16 protein-coding genes and 1 pseudogene are annotated in these 21,542 nt (G+C 63.6%); 12 read left to right on the top strand and 5 right to left on the bottom strand.

What is annotated here, in order from left to right; genetic code table 11:
- The first annotated feature begins 377 nt into the window (after positions 1-377).
- The 5 genes from E4P42_RS12520 to E4P42_RS12500 all read left to right on the top strand — a co-directional run bounded on the left by E4P42_RS12520 (position 378) and on the right by E4P42_RS12500 (position 5,742).
- Positions 378-1,781, top strand: coding sequence for a lipopolysaccharide biosynthesis protein (locus tag E4P42_RS12520; protein WP_135126385.1), 1,404 nt, complete (start codon positions 378-380; stop codon positions 1,779-1,781).
- A 178-nt stretch (positions 1,782-1,959) separates the two neighbouring features.
- Positions 1,960-3,096, top strand: coding sequence for a hypothetical protein (locus E4P42_RS12515; protein ID WP_135126384.1), 1,137 nt, complete (start codon positions 1,960-1,962; stop codon positions 3,094-3,096).
- Positions 3,093-4,190, top strand: a complete 1,098-nt coding sequence (locus tag E4P42_RS12510) for a polysaccharide pyruvyl transferase family protein (RefSeq protein WP_167759473.1) — start codon at positions 3,093-3,095, stop codon at positions 4,188-4,190. The genes E4P42_RS12515 and E4P42_RS12510 overlap by 4 nt, the downstream gene beginning before the upstream one ends.
- The gene (locus E4P42_RS12505; protein WP_135126382.1) at positions 4,187-5,167 is read left to right on the top strand and encodes a glycosyltransferase family 2 protein; all 981 of its coding nucleotides are present in this window, start codon (positions 4,187-4,189) and stop codon (positions 5,165-5,167) included. The genes E4P42_RS12510 and E4P42_RS12505 overlap by 4 nt, the downstream gene beginning before the upstream one ends.
- Before the next feature lie 47 nt (positions 5,168-5,214).
- On the top strand, positions 5,215-5,742 hold the full coding sequence (locus E4P42_RS12500; RefSeq protein WP_371287028.1) for a low molecular weight phosphatase family protein: 528 nt from the start codon (positions 5,215-5,217) through the stop codon (positions 5,740-5,742).
- A gap of 391 nt (positions 5,743-6,133) precedes the next feature.
- Here E4P42_RS12500 and E4P42_RS27400 read toward each other — a convergent pair.
- The 5 genes and pseudogenes from E4P42_RS27400 to E4P42_RS12480 form a co-directional block, all read right to left on the bottom strand.
- Positions 6,134-6,316 (bottom strand): annotated as a pseudogene (locus E4P42_RS27400) (UDP-glucose 6-dehydrogenase); the annotation flags it as partial.
- A gap of 292 nt (positions 6,317-6,608) precedes the next feature.
- The gene (locus E4P42_RS12495; protein WP_135126478.1) at positions 6,609-8,375 is read right to left on the bottom strand and encodes a DUF4012 domain-containing protein; all 1,767 of its coding nucleotides are present in this window, start codon (positions 8,373-8,375) and stop codon (positions 6,609-6,611) included.
- Positions 8,376-8,581: 206 nt separating this feature from the next.
- On the bottom strand, positions 8,582-8,977 hold the full coding sequence (locus E4P42_RS12490; protein WP_135126381.1) for a hypothetical protein: 396 nt from the start codon (positions 8,975-8,977) through the stop codon (positions 8,582-8,584).
- Positions 8,978-9,715: 738 nt separating this feature from the next.
- On the bottom strand, positions 9,716-11,044 hold the full coding sequence (locus tag E4P42_RS12485) for a UDP-glucose/GDP-mannose dehydrogenase family protein (RefSeq protein ID WP_135126380.1): 1,329 nt from the start codon (positions 11,042-11,044) through the stop codon (positions 9,716-9,718).
- A gap of 231 nt (positions 11,045-11,275) precedes the next feature.
- Positions 11,276-12,817: a sensor domain-containing protein gene (locus E4P42_RS12480; RefSeq protein WP_135126379.1), complete on the bottom strand. Its 1,542-nt coding sequence runs from the start codon at positions 12,815-12,817 to the stop codon at positions 11,276-11,278.
- 337 nt (positions 12,818-13,154) lie between these two features.
- Between E4P42_RS12480 and E4P42_RS26980 the strand changes: the two genes are divergently transcribed.
- The 7 genes from E4P42_RS26980 (at position 13,155) to E4P42_RS12450 (ending at position 21,518) form a co-directional block, all read left to right on the top strand.
- A complete protein-coding gene (locus E4P42_RS26980) occupies positions 13,155-15,632 on the top strand; it encodes a hypothetical protein (RefSeq protein WP_167759472.1) in 2,478 nt (825 codons plus the stop codon).
- A 19-nt stretch (positions 15,633-15,651) separates the two neighbouring features.
- Positions 15,652-16,533: a GAF domain-containing protein gene (locus tag E4P42_RS12475; protein ID WP_167759471.1), complete on the top strand. Its 882-nt coding sequence runs from the start codon at positions 15,652-15,654 to the stop codon at positions 16,531-16,533.
- A 53-nt stretch (positions 16,534-16,586) separates the two neighbouring features.
- A complete protein-coding gene (locus tag E4P42_RS12470; protein WP_167759470.1) occupies positions 16,587-17,405 on the top strand; it encodes a S8 family serine peptidase in 819 nt (272 codons plus the stop codon).
- A gap of 18 nt (positions 17,406-17,423) precedes the next feature.
- Positions 17,424-18,119 carry a Crp/Fnr family transcriptional regulator gene (locus tag E4P42_RS12465; RefSeq protein ID WP_135126376.1) on the top strand — a complete coding sequence of 232 codons (696 nt, stop codon included), beginning with the start codon at positions 17,424-17,426 and terminating at the stop codon, positions 18,117-18,119.
- 176 nt (positions 18,120-18,295) lie between these two features.
- Positions 18,296-18,571 carry a hypothetical protein gene (locus E4P42_RS12460; protein WP_059087869.1) on the top strand — a complete coding sequence of 92 codons (276 nt, stop codon included), beginning with the start codon at positions 18,296-18,298 and terminating at the stop codon, positions 18,569-18,571.
- 44 nt (positions 18,572-18,615) lie between these two features.
- Complete coding sequence (locus tag E4P42_RS12455) at positions 18,616-19,485, top strand: TlpA disulfide reductase family protein (protein WP_135126375.1); 870 nt, start codon at positions 18,616-18,618, stop codon at positions 19,483-19,485.
- The gene (locus tag E4P42_RS12450; protein ID WP_245233997.1) at positions 19,482-21,518 is read left to right on the top strand and encodes an ABC transporter ATP-binding protein; all 2,037 of its coding nucleotides are present in this window, start codon (positions 19,482-19,484) and stop codon (positions 21,516-21,518) included. The genes E4P42_RS12455 and E4P42_RS12450 overlap by 4 nt, the downstream gene beginning before the upstream one ends.
- Positions 21,519-21,542 lie beyond the last annotated feature (24 nt).

The raw sequence follows: 21,542 nt of genomic DNA, 5'->3' as shown, positions 1-21,542 counted from the left end.
AGGCGTAGGTTATGTTTACGTCCATGCGGGGGTCCACGATATCGCTTTTCGGGCGAAGCTAGGCATTACGAAGTTGCCGGGAGGAGTGGGGGTGCCGACCAGCTTTCGCGCCATGAACTTGTCGCCTCGACACGAGGACGAGCGCACTACGACGTGTCTCTGACTGGAGAACCTGATGGCCGCAGAACCGCAACAGCACCAGATGAGTATGCGCCGATCGCCGAACGCATGAACGGGCCATGCTGCACCGAACGTGCCTGCGAGCGGGCGAGTTCCGTCAACGCACGTGGTGACTCTCCAGCCGGAGTAACGCGGCGCCTCCTCCCCTACGCGCCTTTACGCGCTTCCGCCTTGAATCCGACCCGGATGGAGGGAGAGTGAGGGCACGGATCAGCGCCAAATTCGTCGCGCTTCTCGGCCGGCTCTCGGCTGGTCGCTCCTTCCAGTCGTTAATAGTTTTCGCTTTGAAGGCTGCTGGCGGTCTGTCCGGATACCTACTATTCGCGCTAATAGCCCGTCAGTCTGGCGTGGAACAGTTCGGCATGTTCAGCGTACTCTTCAGTGCCGCCATGATGGCTGGCATGGCCGGATCGATGGGTCAGCAAGTCTTTCTCGTCAAGGAGATACCTAGCGCCCAGCATTCCCAAGACCCGCATTTAGAAGGACGAACCTATCTTTTCTCGTTCGTGGCCACACTCATCGGGTCAGCAGTCGCTGGGCTCAGCTTCTATCTGTGCGCCATATACTTCTATCCTGATGCCGCGATTTCAGTCGCTATTGGGGGCGCGCTACTCTCAGTCACCTTCGCCGCTTCACAAACAACCCTTGGAGCCCTCAGGATTCAGAGCCGGGTGGTTCTGGCCGTAGCAAGTCGCGACGTGATATGGCGCATTGCCACAGCTGGTGTTATCGCCTGCATTCCTTGGTTATTGCCGGAGCACGCTGTAGATGCCGGCTCAGCCCTACTCGTCATGGGCGCAACCCTTCTCGCTATAGTCCTGTGGCATGCGATTGTCCTGTCGCGGCGATTTCACGGAAGACTGTCTTTCCGAGGTGTCGTCTCGCGGCGATGGTTGCAGTTGACGGCTGGCCTGACACTGGTCGCCGTCATTTCGAGCGCTGACCTCTATATCTTCTCGATTGCGCTCGGCGGGCTTGTTCCCGCGTCCGAAGTAGGACCGTTCTTCGCTGCGATGAAGACCGTCGAGGTCATCAACTTACTTCTCATGTCGGTCGCTCTGGTGATGGGACCGCACATCGCCCGTGCCATTGCGGCAAAGAACCTTCGACGTGCGCAGGCAGAGTGCAACACCGCGATCGCTATTCAAGGCGTGCCTGCAGTACTCGCCTGTATCGGTGTTATCTATTTCGCGCCACAGCTCCTTGGATTGTTCGACCCTGCGTTCGCTCAGCATGCGGACGTCCTCTACATTTTGACCGCGGGCGTACTAGTCAACGCACTCGCCGGTCCGACCGTACTGATGCTACAACTCGTGGATCTACACTGGCGTCAGGTCGCAATGCAAGGTGGCAGCCTTCTGGCCGCACTTGCCTTACTACCGGCGGCAGTAGACCTTTATGGACTCATCGGTGCAGCATACTGTTACGCGCTATCGAAATTGGCGTGGAATGTTGCCGCGGTGTTGTCATGCCGCAGACGCGCAGGAGTTGATCCCTCTTGCCTAGGCTTATTCGGATCCGGTGCACTGACATATAAAGAGGGTGTACAAGAATTTCGCCGGAAAATGACGGGGGCTGTCAATGCTAAGCACAAGGTTTGATACGTGGACCGAAACGCGCACGTCGATCAAGATATACCGACTCACAGATGGTATCCGTCCAACCATACATCGTTTCTACGACACGTCTCCGATCAGTCCGTCGGGTCGCTACATTGCCCTTACGGAGTTCCCTTACGACGACCGACTTCCTTCCCCAGGAGATCAGGCACGCGTTCTGGTGCTCGATCTCGAGACCGCCGAAGAGGTGTATTCCACACTTACATCCGCGTGGGATACGCAGGTAGGCGCACACGCGCAATGGGGTGACCAGGACGACGCACTTTACTTCAACCGTCTAGACCCGGACTGGGTCCCATACGGCGTTAAGGTAGACATCACCGAGCGTCGCGAGGATCGGCTCGAGCACACCGTTTACATGGTGTCTCCGGACGGAAGGGCGGCTCTAAGCCCGTGTCTCCGGAGGATTGGGATCGCGCAGCCGGGCTATGGCGTCCTCGTGCCGACCAATCTAATCAAGAGAAATCGTGGCGCTTCGGCGGAAGATGGACTCTACTCGACCGATACCGCGTCCGGACGCTCGCGGCTATTGATCAGCTTCGCCGACTTGATGAGCAATGTGGGCCTCAAGCGGAGGGAGCGTGACTTGTCGGGCGGCTTCTACGGCTTCCACACGAAGTGGAACCCGCAGGGCGACCGCGTGATGTTTATTGTGCGGTTCGCACCTGACTCGGGACGTGTCGGCAAGACTGAGAATTTCCTGTTCACGCTAGCGCCGGATGGACGCGATGTGGCGTTAGCTCTGGGGCCCGATGAATGGGAAGGTGGTCACCATCCGAACTGGTGCCCGGACGGGCGTTCAATAGTCATGAACCTCATCCATCCGCGCCCCGCCAGCTGGCGAATGAGCACCTCTACGCTCGCGAGTCGGATAGCACGGCGGATAGGGCTTCGGTACTTTCCACGAGCCCGTCGACTGTCATTTGTCAGTATTGATCATCGCGGTGAACACAAACGCATCATTGCACCCTCCAGCGTCGGATCCGGCCATCCCACCATTGATCCTTCCGCAAAGCTTCTTATATCCGATGCATACCCAAGCGAAGAAGTGGCGTTCAAGGACGGAACGGTGCCCATTCGCGGCATAGATATCGCATCTGAGGTTGAAACATGCATGCTTCGTGTCGACACTCGACCGCGATACGTCGGTCGCAATAACGAGTATCGGATCGACCCTCACCCCGCCTGGGATCGGAGCGGCAACTTCATAACCTTCAACGGGTCCATGAACGGATGTCGATCGGTGTTCCTTGCGGACCTCAGCCCGATCATCGACAAACTTGGGTCGGACTCGTGAACCGCCCGACGTCGTTCCTCAGTGTTAAGACACAGTTCGAGAACGCCGGCGACGCGCTAATCAATCGAGAGTTGGTGCGGATCTGCTCCGAATTCTCCAGAGTCATCCTCGATACGAGCCGGTGCCCTCCCTCCTTCATTGCATCGATGCAGCTGGACAAGTACTCGCCGCACGTGAGGAAGACTGGGTCTGCACCGCTATTCTTGAGGCTGGCGCTGGAGCGTTTCCTCAGGAGGCCCACTTACTACTTTCTGATTCCAGGTGGCTATGTCGGCGAAAAACATGGTCGGCAACTGCTTAGCTTGGTCGCGAACACCGCCATACTCGCTGCCATGAGGCTCGTCGGCGTGCGCGTATGTCACGTCGGAGTGTCCTTCGAACGACTCGGATCCCGGCACGCGCGGATACTGGCGTTTAGGTCTCGCCTCAGCTACCGACTCCTAGCCAGGGACGCCAATAGTCTGGCATATGCAGAGTCTTTGGGAATTAGAGTGGATGGCCTCATACCTGACCTCGCGTTCGGTGCCGCTAATTACAGGAGTGACATCTCAGGCAACGAAGGAGTGGCGCTGTCTTTTCGCGTCGATCAGGCGGATTCGCAACGTTCCGATGTCGAAATCCTCATTCGACATCTCGACGAGGTTCTTCCGCAGTCGGCCTCCTTCAAGTTCATTGCTCAAGTTGAACGCGATGCGCCCTTCTTGCGTGAGCTCGCGAAGCGCGAGTATCCGTCAGGCAGGTTGTCTTCCTTCCTTGCTACCTTCTCCGACGTCGACAAGGCGTTCGACGCATACGCCGGCTGCCAATACGTACTCTCCAACCGTCTTCACGCACTTCTTTTTGGCATGATCGCTGGATGCGCGCCTATTCCGTTCGTCGATGAGACCGTCAATATGAAGATAATTGGCATCTTCGACTCGTTAGACATCCAGCCCGTTCGGTGCGGTCGGTTAACCGAAGATTTGGGGCCAGGGTCGATCGAAGCGCGGAATCTGGCGAGTTCCCGTATCTCTTCAATCGTTTCGTCACAGGAGCAGGCTCTGTACGAAGCTCTCGAGGCCGTCTTCTGCCACAACGTAATGGAGGCAGCATGACCGCAGATGCTAACCCGGGTCTTCCCTTGTTCTCAGTAGTTATTCCCTGCTTCAACAGATCGGCCGAAGTCAAAGACACGCTGGAGTCGGTACGTGCTCAGACGTTTCACGGCTTCGAGTGCATCGTCGTAGATGATGGTTCGAGGGACGCCCCCGAGTTGCGAGCTACGGTGGAGTCCTTAGATGACGCTCGCTTCCGGTACTTTTACCAGACCAACCAGGGTGGCGGTGCCGCTCGGAACACCGGTATAACGCTTGCTCGAGGGCGCTATATAGCCTTCCTGGATTCCGATGACGTCTTTCTTCCACAAAAGCTCGAGCGGGTTCACAGCTTTCTGACGCAAACCGCGTGTGACGCCGTCTACTCACGCGCTTACGTCGATCGCGGTATTCCGGGAAGCCTGTGGGTCAAACCCGACCGCGGCATACGATGCGACGAGGACATGGGTGAGTATCTCTTCGTTTCGAACCAAGTTGTGCAGACGTCGACGATCGTTGTAGCGACGGCCATCGCGAAGAAAGTCATGTTCGATCCGACTTTGCGTAAAGGTCAGGATCTCGACTTCTGCGTACGCGCGCACGCAGCAGATGTCCGTTTCACCATGATAGAAGAGCCGCTGATTATCTGGCGGGACGTGACAGAGATTGGCCGCACATCACGGCATGCTGGCGCCTCCGGACTTCTATCATGGCTCAACAGGAATAAGTTGCTACTTACTCGCAAGGCGTTCTTTGGATACCGTGCCACTGTCGTCGCGGTATTTCGACCGAAATGGCAATTCCCAGTCGTCGCCCGAGATCTCATACTTGGCATGTTGATTGCGAAAGTCCCGATGCGAGTGACCGCGCGTCAATCACTTCGCTTTGCGCTGCCGCGGCCGGTCTACCGACGGCTGGCCGACGCCGTGGTCAGGCTTCGCGGCGGCGCCATCGAAGACCACGGAGATTCTGGATCAACCGTCGCGCGGACTGGCTGAGCGTTACGGCAGGCTGCTTCAAACCGTCCACTCCACTATTGTAAGGAATAACGCTGCATATCCTGTTCGTATGCACTGGGAATTTATGTCGATCGCCAATTGCGGAACGACTTGCTAGAGCTTACTTGCGCCAGATGAGCGGGTCCGCCGACGTCACCGTATCTAGCGCAGGCACTCGAGCAGTGGTTTCACAACCCATGCACCCCTACGCAGCACTCGTTCTACAACGTCTAGGCGGCGACTCGGCGGATTTCTACGCGCGACAGTTCACACCGCCGATGAGTCAAGATGTCGACCTCGTTCTGACCATGACACGAGCTCACCGGGATCAGGTGTTGGAGCGAGCTCCGTATCAAGTTCGAAGGACCTTTACTCTTGGAGAAGCGGCTCGGCTGATGTCTGACTTCACCGTAGGGGACATTCGCGACCTTGCGGCGTTGCGCCCGAACATCGACACCCGGAACATCCCCGACATTCCGGATCCAATCGGTCAAGACCTAGAGTTTTTTGCGTCTGTAGGCTGCCAGATCCGGGACTCATTGCCGCCGATTCTCAAGTTCTGTGGGCGAGGTTGACTCGATTACGGGCACCGCTAGACCGCTTTCGCAGTTGAGGAAACAGCGGCCTGCTAACACCCGCCCGCGGGTCCAGAATTGGACTAGGCCGCGATCCGACAAGGTATTTACTGCCCGAAATAGCATGATGAGCGATCTCGGTGGTCTTACCCGTTAGGAAGCAGATTGTTGCTCGAAGGGCTGGGTTATAAGCCTCCTCCTATACTCGGTGCGTACATGTGCCACCCGACCTGCCGCTTTCAACTGCGAATGCGTAAACTCCTTGTGGATCGGTTGCCACGCCGATCCGCGTCCGTGTGGCACCGCGACCCCGCGGGCGGCTGGGCCTTGTATGCGACGACGCCCGGCCCGCAGAGCTGTGACGGTCCGCGCCGGATTCGCTTCGAAGCTTTCGTCCGATCATCTGTGTTTCGCGTAGAACGTCTGGCAGTCCGGGTTCGTAGAACGGCAACTCCCCATCGGCAGCTTCGCCCGCTTGCCTTCGTCGATGTCGACGCCGAGCGCCTCATGGCCCAGCTCGGCCATGCCAGGAAGCATGGGTCGCGCCGAGATACCCCGTGCCGAATACCGCGATGGACGCATCGTCGAACTACCCTATGTCCAACTGGCGCGTCATAATCGCTCTCGAGGACGCACCTTTCGCGTCCTTTAAGCTGTCCCTGCCAAACAGCACGAACCTTCCTACCCGCGTGTGTGGGGTTCGCGGAAGCTGCGAAGGTTGCCGTGAAGTTGACCGGGATCCCGGAGACCGTTGCGGTCGACACTGTGCCTCCCTGACCTAGCGCCATGCGGAGTAAGCACGATCGCGCACTTGCCTAGTCAGGCTCGTGCAAATTTCGCGTGATGTTGTCGGATCGCGACGGGGCTCAGCCCGAGCATTCCGGTACCGACACCTTGGGCTCGACGGTGTCGATCAACGGCTGCACCGGGGCCTGGGCGGCGCCGGGTGACGTCGGTTCGGAGAGCCGGAAGGTGAGCACACCGGATTGACCGGGCGGTATCCCGAGCTGCACTTCGAAGCTTGGGTGCCCCCGTTCCGTCCCGCTGAAAACAGGCACCTGTTGCCCGTCGACCAGAGCGCTGGTCAACGTCGCACCTGCCGTCGCCAGCAGCCGAACGGACGTGACCATCGCGCCCTTCGGCACGTCGAGAGGGATGTCCTGGCGGATTCCTGGTGCTGCGGCGACGTAATCCGGGAGCCCCTCGGGGGGTGCCTCATTCGCCAGACGGATTGTGACGGTGGACATCCTGGTATCAGCGCCACAGCCATCCGCGACGTACTCGATCTGCCTTCTCAGGTAGTAATCGAGCTTGTTTCCGCCCAGATTGTTGATGACTACCTCGGCGTAGGGGGCGGGATCATCGGGGACGACGTGCGCGAGCGGAGTCTCTTCGAGCAGCTCCTGATCCCTCGGCACTGAGCTCCACACCGCGATCCGACGTTCACCCACCGCCTTTCCCAACGCATCAAGCAATTTGCGCGGCGATTCAACCCGGCCGGTGATCTTCCGGACGACTTCGCTGGCGATGTCCTGCAGATAGGCTTTGCGAGCCGTCTGGTCGGTGGGGAAACGACTGTAGGCGGTCGATTCGGTCAGTTCGACGACGTTGTCCTTGGTGATCACCTCACCATCGGGCATCGTGACTGATCCGACTGCGCCGAGCACGTAGCTCAGAGCCACCGGGTCCAGCGCGATGACTCCGTCAACATTCATCCCGGTCTGCTCAGCCCACATCGACTTCCAGATCTGGGCTGCGTACGGGAAGTGGGAGCTCAGGTTGCTGTTACGGAAGTCCGTTGTCGGGTTCGTGAACCCGTACATCTCCGTGAATTCCTGGCCGAGGTCCACCGACGCCCTGGCGTCGGCGAAGTCGCGGTTAGATGCCAACGTGTCGACGGTCGCAATCCCGTTGTCGAATCGCAGAAGGCCGAACCCCCCGAGCAACCCCCCGGTGCCTCGAGCCTCGGCGTTCGTCTGGAAACCCATGAAGTAAGTACGAGGACCGTCCGCGCCCATCATCGAGGGCACGATGCGTGCGGCCATCGCCGTGTTGTCAAGTAACCCGGCGACATTGGACGTCTGTTCTTGCAACTGCGATCGAGCGTCACTCAGAAGTGAGAAGTATGACGGATCCGATATCTCGCCGGCAGATTCGTTGATTTCGGTGGCGGCCGCTGCCAGCTCGGTGAGTTCGGGTTCGCGTTCGCGAAGCACCTGAACATCGACACGGTTGCCTTGCAACAAAGTGTCGGGCGAGAGGACTGCTCCGACCGTCGCCGCTGGCTGCAGTACATCACTTGCGAGCCCGAGCACGACGTCCGAGATCTCCTGGCCTGTGGTGAAGGGGTCACCCAGCCATGGAACGGCCGCGGCGAAATTCCACGGAATTGAGTGTGTCGCGTCGCGGGCTTGCTGCGCATGAGTATGCGCGCTATCCGCATGTTCGGCGGCGCCCTCAGTATCGCCCTGCAACAACGCGTCTTTCGCCTGTTGCGCGCTATCGCGTGCGGCCTCGAGATTGGACTTCGCGTCGAAAGCACGGACAGCGAGCCAACAACCGAACGCTACGAGAACGAGTAGGAGGAGCGAACCGGCGAGAACGATGTGACGGCGCCGAAGATGTCGAAGCATCTTCGGCCGCCCCTCTCCCTCGTAAGAGTCTCGTCGATAATTTTGCGCATCACTGTTGTCGTTCAATTCACTCATGAACGACCAATGTGCGAGTACGTGAGGAAAGCGAAAGTTTGCATTCAGCCAACGATTGGATCAGTAGAGCCGACGGTAAAGGTGCGGTTTCCCGAGAGGAAACCGCACCTTAAGGGTCACCAAGGGGCGGTCTAGCCGCGGCCCGTGGAGTACGGCCCGATTTGGAAGAAGCGCTGAACCGCAGTGATGATTTCCTGCGCGACCGCCGCGAACGGCTCAATGATGGCTCCGGCAATGCGGAAGATCAGAGCACCGAATCGATCGATGATCCGACGGCCATTCTCCAGCCAGGCGGGCTGCTCAGCGATGTTCATGACCGGGCTCAGCGGCGCGTCAAGGTTCACGATCGGGGTCAACGGCTTCACATCAATGATCAGCTGCGACACCGGCGCGAGCGGTGCCGGCGCAGCGGTATCCGCATTGGCAACCACTGCCGGGAATGCAGCAGCGGCAGCGACTGCGCAAGCCGCGGTGCCCACCTGCAGTCGAGTAAGTCCCCCGCGGAAATGCGTCGACATATTGGACATGTCCCCCACCCTTCGATTGAACGAATTTGTTGGGCAAAAGCTTCGCAGAACGCAGCGGCGGTGTCAACTGGAACGCGCGAGGCATGTTTAGCGGCGGAATCGCGACCGTGGATAGATGGGGCCCAATTCGCTGAACCCTGAGATTCGCGGCGATTGGAACCCGCGGCTAGGTGCCTATGCCGCGGAAATCGCATCGATGATCCGTTGCTCTCATCGCTGCGAGTCGTCGGCAATTGCCTTCGTCGGCGCTACGCGTACATCCCCTGAGCTGCGGTTTCCATGTACTGAAACGTCCGAATGCCAGCTCTCCTTAGAAGTTGTATAATTCGCCGTGAATAGCACAAACGCGCACGGATGCCTTGAGGCAAATCCGGCTCGCCGCTATGTGCTGCGACATGCTGAGCTTTGCCATAATTCGATGACGGTAGGTATGGAGCGGTGCACCATCTGCGCCGTTCGCAGGGTGCCTGGATTACTAACTCGTTAACAATCTGTGGTTGCATCGCCGGTGCCACCAATCATCTGTCGATTACCGCCTGCACACCGCCCTGCACTTCTGTGCCGATAGTTGACTAAACTAACTTTGAATGCGGATCCTCGTCCCCCCGCGTGACCGTCTCCGGCCTCCGGCAGATCAGGAGATCGACGCCTTCTTCCCGTGAGCATTCGCCCGTCACTAGGCAGCGCCCGCTGTCCACCGTTGAAACGGCGGGCGACTCGCGTACAACACTGGAGTGTTTAAGGCTTGCCGACTCCCCGATACGTCCATCCAGCGCCTCGCCAAGCCACTGGATCGAGACAATTTCGTCCGTCAATGACTGTTCGCCGGCGGACGACCTCACCGAGCGCCGAGGGATCAAGCGCGACGAAGTGCTTCCACTCCGTCAATATCATGACGATGTCCGCCCCGGAGCATGCCTCTCGAATGTCCGAGGCGTACTGCAGCGTCGGAAATAGCTGCCGCGCGTTTTGCATCGCCTCGGGGTCGTACACGCTCACCGAGGCGCCCTGGAGTTGCATCTGGCCGGCGATGTTCAGGGCCGGCGAGTCTCGCACATCGTCGGAATCCGGCTTGAATGCTGCGCCCAGCACCGCGACTCGGGCGCCGATCAACGACCCACCGGCCGCTTCCCGGGCCAGTTCCACCATTTTGTTGCGCCGACGCATGTTGATGCTGTCCACCTCGCGAAGCAGCGCGAACGCCTGGCCGGCGCCAAGCTCACCGGCCATCGCGATGAATGCCCGAATGTCCTTCGGCAGGCAGCCGCCACCGAAGCCGATTCCCGCATTCAGGAATCGTCGGCCGATCCGCGCGTCGTGCCCGATTGCGTCCGCGAGCACCGATACATCCGCGCCCGTTGCCTCACACACCTCAGCGATGGCGTTGATGAACGAAATTTTCGTCGCCAAGAACGCATTCGCCGACGTCTTGACGAGCTCGGCCGTAGCCAGATCGGTCACGAGGAAGGGGATCTGCTCTTCGAGAAGCACGGCATAGACGTCGCGTGCGACAGCCTCCGCGGTACCGGGCTTTCTCGAGTCGACGCCAAGAACGATGCGGTCAGGATGCAGCGTGTCTTTGACCGCGAACCCCTCACGCAGGAATTCCGGATTCCAGGCAAGTTCCACTTGGTCGCCGGCGGGCGCCAACTCTCGCGCCCGCGCGCCCAATCGTGCGGCGGTACCGGCCGGCACTGTTGACTTGCCGAAGATCACCGCGGGACGGGTCAGCAGCGGCGCAAGCGTCCCGACCACAGCATCGACGTACCGGAGGTCCGCGGCAAGCTCACCGTGCTTCTGGGGAGTTCCGACGGCGATAAAGTGCACGTCCGCGAAGTCAGCCGCCTCCTGATACGAGGTCGTGAACCGCAGCCGCCCCGCATCGATGTTTTTGCGCAGCACGTCCGGCAGCCCCGGCTCGTAGAACGGCAACTCCCCCATCGCCAGCTTCGCCAGCTTGCCCTCGTCGACGTCCACGCCGAGCACCTCGTGGCCCAGCTCGGCCATGCACGCCGCATGCGTGGCGCCGAGATACCCCGTCCCGAACACCGCAATACGACGGCCCATCGAAATCCCCCTTGTTTCGAACCCCGCGTTATCCTAACTATCGCGAACGCAAATTTCGCGCCCACCGCTCTACCCCACCTACATTGCGGGGATCGTCAACGGATGATGCAGGAATCCCGGGCGGTCAACACGGCCTCGGCGAAGTTGCACCTCGAATGGGGCTCGCCCGAGGACTTCGGGCGTCAGGTCAATACGGTGGCCATCTCCAGGTGACGGCCCAAGACGCCGATCTCAGTCCGACGCCTTGGCCGCCATCTCGTCAGCCATCCGGCTGGCGTCATCACCGACCTGGTCGCGGCACGCCCGGGCTTCGATGACCGCGTTCGACACCACCCGCAGCGCGTGGTCGCACCCGTACCCCTCCATGCCTTCCTGGGTGGCATGCTGCGCGATCCCGGAATCGTCTTCGACTACCTGTCCGAAGCTCCAGTTATAGGTGCTGCCGTCTTCGAGGGTGACGGTGAGACCGCGGCCGCTGCAGTCCTCCCATTGGTCCGCCGACTCCGCCACGAAACGCTGGGCTTGATCGCTCGACGGGAACAACACAACGGTCTGGTTCACGAATACGTACTGGGGCGTTTCGGCCGTCAACTCCTGGTCGGCAACAGCGCTGTAGCCGCTGCCCGCGTACACCGTTTGCAGCGCGTTGTACTGCGCCCCAGCACATTCCGGCACCGACAACGTGATCGGGCTGGTCGCCATCTGGTCATACACCTCGCCGGGCGCAAGGTTCGTCACGCCGACGATCGACTCGACCTCGTTCGACGTGAGTAGCAGTGCATTCTGATCGGCGGGCGTCAGCGTCGGGGCCGGAGCCGGAGGCGGCTCAGGGTCGCCGCCAGTGGCCGCCACGACCACCACAACGGCGGCCGCGGCGACGGTCACCACACCTGCCCCACCCGCAATCCACCACTTGGCGCGCGACCGCGATGCCGTTCGCACGCCGGCATTCGGCTCGAAATTCGTTGCGTCAGGGGGCCGATACGGAAGCTGCTGTCGCGCGTCCGGCAGAGGTCCGGCCGGCGGACCCTGGTACACGGGTTGCGGTCCGGCGCCGTACGGCGGCGGGCTGAATCCGTAGGCCTGCGACGGTCCCGTCACCGGTACCCGCTCCGGCTGCGTCAGCGACGCCAACACCGACTCCACCTCATTACGCGTGCGCCACGTGACATCGGGCCGGTCCCGCAGCATCGTCAACAACTGCGCGATGTCCCGCCGGGCCGACAGGTCGTCGCCGTCCTCGTCGAGCCCCGCCTTCAACTCGGCCACCAACGTCATCTGCTGCTGAGCACTCAATGGCGACGGATCCGAGATCGTCGTCGCCAACCGCATGAGATAGGCGAACGGGATCAGCGGTTCCTCGGGGAGCGGATCCGGCAGCGGTCTCGCCCGCGCCCGGAGCGCATGCACGCTCGACACCAACTCGATTCCCGAGTCCATGGTCGGCTGGCGGAAGTCGATCACCTGCATGGCCGCCAGCGGATTGATCCGCATGTTGTCCAGCTCGCCCACCTGCACGGGCAGAATCGGCTTACCCAACTGCTGGGCGTACCGCAATTCGGCCGCGCACGCCTTCGACTCCAGCATGTTCTTCGACAGGGCGACAAGGAAGACCTCGCATCCGCGGATCTGCTCGAGGATCTCCCGCCACCACGCCTCGCCGCCGCCGAGCTCCTCGTCGAGCCACACCTGCTCGTGCGCGCGACGCAGTGCTTTCAACACGCCTTCGACCAGCGCCCGGTCCCGGCTGGAGTAGCTCATGAACACCGCCACGGCAACACACCTTCTTCGCGACAGAGGGCCCGGCTGCGCAACGTCACAGGCGCGCGCACGCCGAACGGTAGCAAAAATTGACGGTTACTTGGACAAATCCGCTGATCGCATCGCTTCACCTCGATTCACAAGGAGTTAAGGCATGCCTAAGACGTTGCGAGCAAAACGATCTTGATATCTAGGCAACCCGCGGAGTTGCCCGGCGACGGTCCGGCGCACCCGGGGTCTGACCCGGCTGAGAAAATTTCGGCAAACGTTCTCGCATACCGCAGACACACCACCGGCGGCGGTGTGACGATGCGTGGATACTCACGCTCGCCGGCAGGAGGTTGTGGCGATGAGACATCCCGGACGGCACCGCCCCGGCCCCGTGTCGGCGCGCCTCGCCGACGTGCGGATGTCTCGGGCGTTCCGCCTCCTGGACGTCTGCTACGTCGTCGCGCTGCTGTACATATGTGCGGTGGCGCTCGACCCCGGCCTGACGCAGGCGGCGCCGCCCGCCTTGCAATGGTTCGGCGCTCCCGGCGACCACGCCACCATCGCGGTGATCCTCGGCCTGCCGCTCGCGCACTTCGCACTCCGCCGTCTCCTCGGGAATTCCCCGCTCAGCGGTCCCCCGCTCGCGGTCATCGCCGCGATGGCGGCGTCGGCGGTCGCCCTGGGCATGAGCGCCTACTGGCGGTGCCACGGCGTCCAGGCGCCCTTCTTCGCGCCGCTCTCCTGGACGTTGGCGCTGTTCGTGGGGAACGTCGAGAACCCGTTCGGCCCCGGCGGCAACGGTCCGTGTGCGTCGACGTCGATGCCGGCCGCCCTGGAGATCGCCCGCCTTTTGGCCATCACCACCACGCTCACGGCTGCCTTGGCCGCCGCACTCGAACTCTTCCGCTCCCAACTCGACCGGATCGCGATTCGGCGCGCTCGTTTGCTGACGGTCGTCGTCGGCATCGACGACGAGACGGTGTCGATGCTCCGCGCGATCGCGCGGACGAAGGATCCCGCGGCCACACTCGTCGTCCTGACCGACGATCCCCAGACCACCGCCGCCCGCGCCGCGCAACAACTCGGCGCGAAGCTGCGCATCGTCGATCTGGCTTCACCACAGATGATCTCGCAGCTCCCGATATGGCCGCGCCTGGACCGGCTGTATCTGTTATCCGCCGACCCGATGGAAAACGTCAGACGGTTTCAACACGTGGACGCGGCCGTCACCGCGGCCGGGGCCGCTCGCCCGAGGATGCCCCTGACCGTGCGCATCGACGATCCGTGGCAGGCGGAGGTGTGGCGGCGCAGCTTCCTGGCCACCACTGAGCGCTGCTGGGTGGCCGACGCCGTCGGGCGTTACGAGGTGACCGCGGCCAAGCTGGTCCGGCACATCACCGACCGGAGGGGTGCGGACGCAGGCGGGCGTCTTCCCACCACGATCGTCGTCTGCGGGTTGACACCGCTGACGTACGCGCTGGTGTCCGAGCTCGCCCAACTGCACCGCGAACTCCAGTGGTACGCCAAGCCCGGGGTGGCGGCCCCCTCGGACGTCGTGATCTTCGCCCGGCACGCACAGAGCTTCGTCGACGACCACCAGATTCGACAGAGTCGCATGGCGCCGGACAGCGCCATGCTGCCCGTCACGGCATACGACGCCGATGCCACCGTCGACGAAGTCGTCGCATATCTGCGCGACCACGAGCCGGCCCGCCACGCCTTCGTCCTCGCTGACCCCACCATGGAGACACTCGGCACCCGATTGGCGTCGCGGTTCCCGAACCTGCGGGTCTACCTGGCGTCGACCGCGTCGACCTCGTTGCTCGACATCTCCATCGTCGGGCACCTCTACGGATTTCCGATCAACATGGAGCTCGAACCCGGTGCGCCTCAAGACGTTTGGGAACGTGCGGCCGAACTGATCCACGAGCACTACAGCTCCCGAACCCCGCGCAACACCAGGTCCACCCGTCCGTGGGCCGACCTAGACCCGTTCGTCAAACAGTCCAATCGGCGTCAACTGCTCAACACGCTGTCGATCGTGGAGACGTTCGCCGGCCACACCTGGAACAGCCTCGAGGAACCGGAACCGGCCCCACCTCTGCCGCCTGGGTTCGCCGACCTCGAACCGCTGGAGCAACTGTCGATCCTCGGTTACGACGAATCCGCCGTGACCGCGATGGTCGCAGCCGAACACGAGGACTGGCGACGCTACTACGAGAATTCCGGGTGGCGGTACGCCGAGCACCGTGACGACGACCGATGCCGCCACGACAAACTCCTGCCCTGGCACGACCTGGTGGCGCGGTATCCCGGCTTCATCCGCGACGCCCAGCGCAGCCTTGGCGCCACACTGATCAACCTGCGCGCCCTGGGTTACCGGTCCGTGCCGAAAAAGCCCGCCGTCCAGCAGGAAACGCGCTGGCGCCGCTACCGGCGCCGCGGTGACGTCACCGCCGAACAGCGCCCACACGCGTTCACGTGGACCACCTCCACCGGCGAGGTCATGCACGCTCGGGCCGGCGACTGGCTCGTCACCGACGACACCGGGGACACGCGGTCGGTGGCCGCGGAGGTCTTCGACGGAACGCATGAACAGATCGGGCCGGGGCGCTACCGCCGGACCGGGACGGTGCTCGCCCGCCCGGCCACGGCGGGCGAGATCGTCGCGACACTCGAGGGCGACGTCATCGCGCGGGACGGGGACTGGATCGTGCGCGGACCGCAGGGCGAGCAGTGGCCCGTACCCGAGCACCGATTCCACGCCAACTATTCCGCCGGCGAGGAACCACCACACCCCGCGCACGCCCGTGCGCCGATCGAACTGCAGCACTGACCGAAAGGAACAGCCCAGCATGGAAGCCGTTCAGGCGGACACCGAGGCAGCCGTCGACGCCGCCGCCACCATCGCCCGCCAGCAGGCGGAGATCGACAGCCTGCGCCGTCGCCTCGCCGAAGACGGTTTCGCCCGGGATCTGCGCGATGCGCTGACGACGGCATCGGCCACCGGCGCCATCGGTGCACCGGTGAGTTACTCGCGACTCCTGGAGATGATCGTCGCCACCGCCGCCGACATCATCGACGCCCGGGCGGCCCTGCTGTGCCTGCTCGACACCGACCGCGACGAATTGGTCTTCGAAGAGGCGATCGGCGACGACGGCGCGGCGTCGCAGGGCGTCCGCATCCCGATCGGGCACGGGGTGGCCGGTCTCGTCGCACTCACCGGGCAGCCGATGGCCATCTCCGACACCGACGCCGACGACCGCGACGCCAACGACATAGCCGCCGCGGTCGGCTTCGCGCCGAAGAACATCCTCTGCGTGCCGTTGTCCTTCGACGACGAGGTGATCGGCGTCCTGGAGTTCCTCGACAAGGAGGGTGCGGATACCTTCAGCGTCTACGACATGGAGGCCATCGGGCTGTTCGCCAATCTGGCGGCGGTCGCCATCGAGCAGTCCCGCACCCACAGCCGCATCGGTGCGATGGTTCACGACCTGATCCGCGCGGTCGACGGCGCACCCGATCACGACCGGCACGGGCTGACCGAGCGTGCCCGCGAGTTCACCACCCACCTGGGCCGGCAGAGCGGCTACCTCGAAGCCCTCGAGTTGGCGCGGCTGGTCCAGGAGATCGTCCACCACGGCGATGCCGCCGCCGACGCCTGCCGCGGCATCCTCACCAGTCTGGTCGAGTACCTTCGAAACCCCAGTCGCGCAGGCTCGTTGGGAGATGCGTGATGGTGGCGAGCTTCCGGCCGGCCTACAGTTCGGCCTTTGCCGACAGCAAGCTGGTGAGGTTCGCGCCCCTCGACCCGGTCGACGGGCTCACCCCGGAGTGGGCGTGGGAGGGCAGCACCGGTGCGGGTGTCAAGGTCGCGGTGGTGGACAGTGGCATCGACGCCACCCACCCCGACGTCGGACCGGTCAACGGCTACGTCGCCATCACCGAGGGTGCGGATCTGCGCTTCGTCTACGACACCGCACCGCACGACGACGGCTTCGGCCACGGCACGGCCTGCGCGGGAATCATCCGCTCCCTCGCTCCCGAGTGTGAGCTGTACAGCGTCAAGGTGCTCGGCGGCGCCAACAAGGGCAAGGGCCGGGTGTTCGCGGCGGGCATCCGCTGGGCGATCGACAACGGGATGCACGTCTGCAATCTCAGCCTCGGCACCACCAAGCGCGACTGCTTCAGCATCTTCCACGAACTCGTCGACGAGGCCTATTTCAAGAACCTGGTCCTGGTCACCGCCGCCAACAACATGCCGATCCCGAGCTTTCCGTCGGTGTACTCCTCGGTGCTCTCGGTCGCCTCACATGGGATCCAGGACCCTTACGTCTTCTACTACAACCCGCACCCGCCGGTGGAGTTCGGCGCGCTCGGCATCGACGTGAACATCGCCTGGCACAACCACACTCGCCGGACCATGACCGCGAACAGCTACGCCTCACCGCACATGGCCGGGCTGGTCGCCAAGATTCTGGGCAAGCACGCGGGGCTGACCGTGTTCCAGATGAAGACGATCCTGCGGGAGCTGTCCGCCAACGTCGACCGCAACCGCGTGTCCGACCCGCCTCATCTTTTTGGGGCGGCGACGCCCAGGGATCCCTAGCGGAAGCGACAGTCGACAGTGCCCGCCAACCCCGACCCGACCGCCCTGCGCCGGCTGACGTTGTTCCGCGACATGGGTCTGCCGCAGCTCGCCGTGCTCAACGGGTTGATGCGGCGGCACGTGCTGCCGGCCGGTGGCCGGATCGTGATGACCGACCAGCTCGAGGACACCGCGTACGTCATCCAGAAGGGGGTCGTCCGGATAGTGCGCGCGCAGTCCGACGGCAGTGAACTGCTGCTGGCGCTGCTGGGGCCGGGAGAGGTGATCGGTGCGCTCACGCTCGGCGAGACGTCGAACGTCGCGCACTCGATCCTGCCGCTCGACCAGACGGAACTGCTGTGGATCGACCGTCAGGCGTTCGAACGCTGCATTCAGACGATGCCCGAACTCAGCGCCAACCTCGCCGGCGTGCTGGCGCGCCGCGTGCAGTTGGCCAACGACCGGATCGAGGCGCTCGCCGGTGTCGATGTGCGGGCACGCATCGTGCGCCACCTGCTGCTGCTGGCCCGCGAGTACGGCGAACCGGTGCCGGATTCTGAACTTGTGCGCATCCCGTTGCGCCTGACCCAAGGCGACCTGGCCCGCATGGTCGGGGCATCCCGCGTCCGCGTCAACCACACCCTGAGCGAGTTGCGACGCCACCGCGTCGTGGAGATGTGCGCCGACCACCAGGTGACGATCCTCGGCATGGCCGCCCTGGAGAAGCTCGCGTGACGTTGCCCCGGCAGGGCGAGCAAAGGTTGCGCAAAGTAATCAACGGCCCTGTCAAAATTTTGACAAGTAGCTGTCGCGCAGTTGATTGTCGGCGCTGAGCCGCCGTGGTCAGATCGGGACGTCCCCATCGGCGGGGCCCGTACCTCACCGAAGACCTTCAAGAAAGAGGAGTCACCATGAGCGTTCTCAGCGGCGTCGACGAGACCGGCGCACCGGCTCTTTACGACATTCCCGACGACGAACTGTCCAAGTACAAGGTCAACCTCAAGCCGATGACCGACGAGGTCCGCAACCGGCTCTTCCCGGGCAAGGATTCGCTGTCCAAAGAGGACGCGCAGGGCGTCGTGCCCGCCGGGCGGCCGTCGAGCGACGTCGAGGGCTACGCCGCGATCTGCTGGTACTACGTCGAGGACGGCTCCGGCAACTGGGTGTACTGGGAGGAATACTGCTGACGCCGCCACAGCCGGGTACGCGCCCCACGCGCGTACCCGAGGCTGTGACGTCCGCCGCGCGGTTACGGCGTGACGGCCGCCCGCACGACGCCGTCACGCTCGTGGCCGCCGCACTCGACGAGGCCCGGTCAGCGCCGGAGGCGACGCCGTTCCGCGACCGGGTGCTGCTGGCCCTGACGCTGGCCGACCTCAACGTCGACATGAACAAGCGTTGCGCCGCAGCGCAATTGCTGCGAGACGAAGCGGCGTTCGCGGAGGACGTCCTTCGACTCGTCCGCGCCACCGGGTCACCCGATCAGGTGCACATCGCGACCGTCGGCTGCTACCAATTGCACGACCGCGCCGCGCAGATCGCGCTGCTCGATCGGCAGGCGCCGGAGATCGACGTCGTCGACTGGGTGCAGGGTGAGTCGATGACACTCGCCGCGCAGCGCGGCCGCGTCGTGCTGCTGGAGTTCTGGACACCCTCGTGTCGGTCGTGTTCGGCGATGTTCCCGTTCCTCGACGAACTGCACCGGCACCACGCGGATCACGGCCTCACCGTCATCGGCGTGACCAGCTACCGCGGCGACCCGCCACGGGAACGCGACCTCATCCGCCGCACGATCGACGACCACGCCGTCGCGTTCGGCATGGGCGTCACCGAAGGTGACCGCACGCAGCGACGCTACGGCGCCCGCGGGGTCCCCACCTTCGCGTTGATCGACCGCGCCGGGATCGTGCGGGTCGCCTCGTCGAAGCCCGACAAGTCGGCGCTCCGGCAGGCAATCGCGCACCTCCTCGACGGCGCCGTACCGGTTGCTCACTACACCGAACCGGCGGGAACCGGCGCCGATCGAACAGTTCAGCAAATTGCCAATGCGATGCCTGGGGACTCCGGGCCCTGCCCAGCAGGTGAAGAGGTGATCCCATGACGACCGACCCCCACCTTCCGCGGACCAGTGTCGGGAGCGCGCTCGGGCCGGCCATGGGCGCACCGCCCGCCGCGCCGGGTGGCACACCGCTCGGCCGCCCCGTCGGCATGCCTGCCGGTGTTCCGCCCGGTATCCCGCCCGGTGCCGTGCGGATGGGCGGTCCGGGCGGTCCGGGCGGTTTGGGTAAGCCGTCGCTTCCCCGCGGTGCGGCATGGCAGTACATCCGGCGCAGCCTCCTTCTGCTGCGGCCGCTGCGCGGCCTTGTCGCGGTCTCGGTGCTGCTCGGGCTCATCGTGACGGCGCTGCCGTTCGTCACGCCCGCGGTCTGGGGGCCGATGATCGACATCATGGGCCGGGTCGCCGGCCCGGGTGGCGGCAGCCTGCAGGACATCTGGTCGGCCAGCGGTCCTCGCGCGAGCCGCCCGGACGGCAGCATCTCGGGTCCGGTTCTGCCGTTCGCGGGGTGGCTCGCCATCTGGGCGGCCTCGCTCGTCCTGGCGCAGGTGCTCGGCTTCGCCCGCGCCTGGGTGGACGCCCAGGTGGACTGGAAGCTGCTCACCGCGATCCGTCAGCGCGTCCACGACCACCTGCAGTCGCTGTCGCTCGACTTCTTCACCGGGGCCCGCAGCGGCGCGCTGATGCAGCGCATTCAGGTGGAGGCCGGCGGGGTGCAGAAGCTCCTCACCGACTGCCTGATCCCGCCGCTCATCGACGCGGTGGTGCTGGTGATCGCGCTGGCCTATCTGCTCTCCTTGTCCTGGCAGATGACCGTCGCCTCACTGGTGCTGTCGCCGTTCGCGCTGATGGCGCTGCGCTATGTCGGCAACAAGCTCCAGGCCACCACCCGCCAGATCATGATGAGCAGCCGCCACCTCGGCGGAGAACTCGAAGAGACCATCACCGGCATCGCCGACATCCAGGTGTTCCACGCCGAACAGCGCCGCAGCCAGCGGTTCGCCGAAGCCTCTGAAGCCGCGGCCAAGAACTCCGCGATGATGGTGGTCTGGCTGCAGGCGAGCAGCCGCAGCACGCAGATCTTCGTCGCGTTGAGCACGGCGCTGGTGCTCGTCGTCGGCATCGCCTACAGCAACGCGTTCGGGCTGACGTTCAACAGCCTGATCGTGTTCGTCGGCTTCGTCCCGACGATGTTCGCGCCGGCCCAGCGGATCATCGACGCCTACACCACCTACCGTTCGGTCGTCCCGAACGTCGCGTCGACCTACGAACTGCTCGACACCAAGCCGACCATTCAGGAGCGGCCCGGCGCCAAGCAGCTCGACGAGCTGCACGGCAACATCGTGTTCGAGGACGTGGTGTTCGGCTACGGCGACCGCCAGAAGGTGCTCAACGGCGTCTCGTTCGCGATCCGCGAGGGGGAGACCGTCGCGCTGGTCGGCCAGATCGGGTCGGGTAAGTCGACGATCTTCAACCTGCTGCTGCGTTTCCTCGAACCCGAAAGCGGGCGTATCGAACTCGACGGCCACGACATCCGAGACCTGTCGCTGCGAACGCTGCGCGAGCAGGTGTCCAAGCTGTCGCAGTTCCCGTTCTTCCTGAAGGAATCGATCCGCGAGAACGTCCGCCTGGCGCGCCAGCACGCCACCGACGAGGAGGTGGAGCAGGCGTGCCGACTGGCCCACGTCCACTCCGTCATCACCGACCCGCTCAAGCTCGAACGCGGGTACGACACCGTCATCGACGTCCAGGTGCCCTCGGGGGGACAGAAGCGCCTGATCGCCTTGGCGCGCTGTCTGTTACGCAGGCCGGAGGTCTTGCTGCTCGACGAACCCACCGAGAACCTGGACGCCGATCAGCGGGTGCGGATCGCCCAGGTCATCCGCGAGTACGCCGCCGAGCGGACGTGCATCGTCATCAGTCACGACATGGACTTCATCGCCGGTGTCGCCGACCGCATCATCGTGCTCGACGGCGGGCGCGTCGCCGCCGAAGGCACCCATGAGGAACTGCTCGCCCGCGGCGGGTTGTACAAACAGTTGTACGAGGCGCAGAACGCCGCACCCGCACCCGCGTGACCCCTCCAACGCCGAACGCCCCTG

It is taken from the genome of Mycobacterium sp. PS03-16 (assembly GCF_004570325.1).
Lineage (GTDB): Bacteria > Actinomycetota > Actinomycetes > Mycobacteriales > Mycobacteriaceae > Mycobacterium.
This window is presented reverse-complemented; position numbering and strand designations above follow the sequence as displayed.

What these genes read in the sequence shown, in the direction of transcription:
- E4P42_RS12505 (WP_135126382.1), top strand. Translation starts at nt 4,187, where the DNA reads ATGACCGCAGATGCTAACCCGGGTCTTCCCTTGTTCTCAGTAGTTATT.
- E4P42_RS12495 (WP_135126478.1), bottom strand. Translation starts at nt 8,375, where the DNA reads ATGCTTCGACATCTTCGGCGCCGTCACATCGTTCTCGCCGGTTCGCTC.
- E4P42_RS12490 (WP_135126381.1), bottom strand. Translation starts at nt 8,977, where the DNA reads ATGTCCAATATGTCGACGCATTTCCGCGGGGGACTTACTCGACTGCAG.
- E4P42_RS12485 (WP_135126380.1), bottom strand. Translation starts at nt 11,044, where the DNA reads ATGGGCCGTCGTATTGCGGTGTTCGGGACGGGGTATCTCGGCGCCACG.
- E4P42_RS26980 (WP_167759472.1), top strand. Translation starts at nt 13,155, where the DNA reads ATGAGACATCCCGGACGGCACCGCCCCGGCCCCGTGTCGGCGCGCCTC.
- E4P42_RS12475 (WP_167759471.1), top strand. Translation starts at nt 15,652, where the DNA reads ATGGAAGCCGTTCAGGCGGACACCGAGGCAGCCGTCGACGCCGCCGCC.
- E4P42_RS12460 (WP_059087869.1), top strand. Translation starts at nt 18,296, where the DNA reads ATGAGCGTTCTCAGCGGCGTCGACGAGACCGGCGCACCGGCTCTTTAC.
- E4P42_RS12450 (WP_245233997.1), top strand. Translation starts at nt 19,482, where the DNA reads ATGACGACCGACCCCCACCTTCCGCGGACCAGTGTCGGGAGCGCGCTC.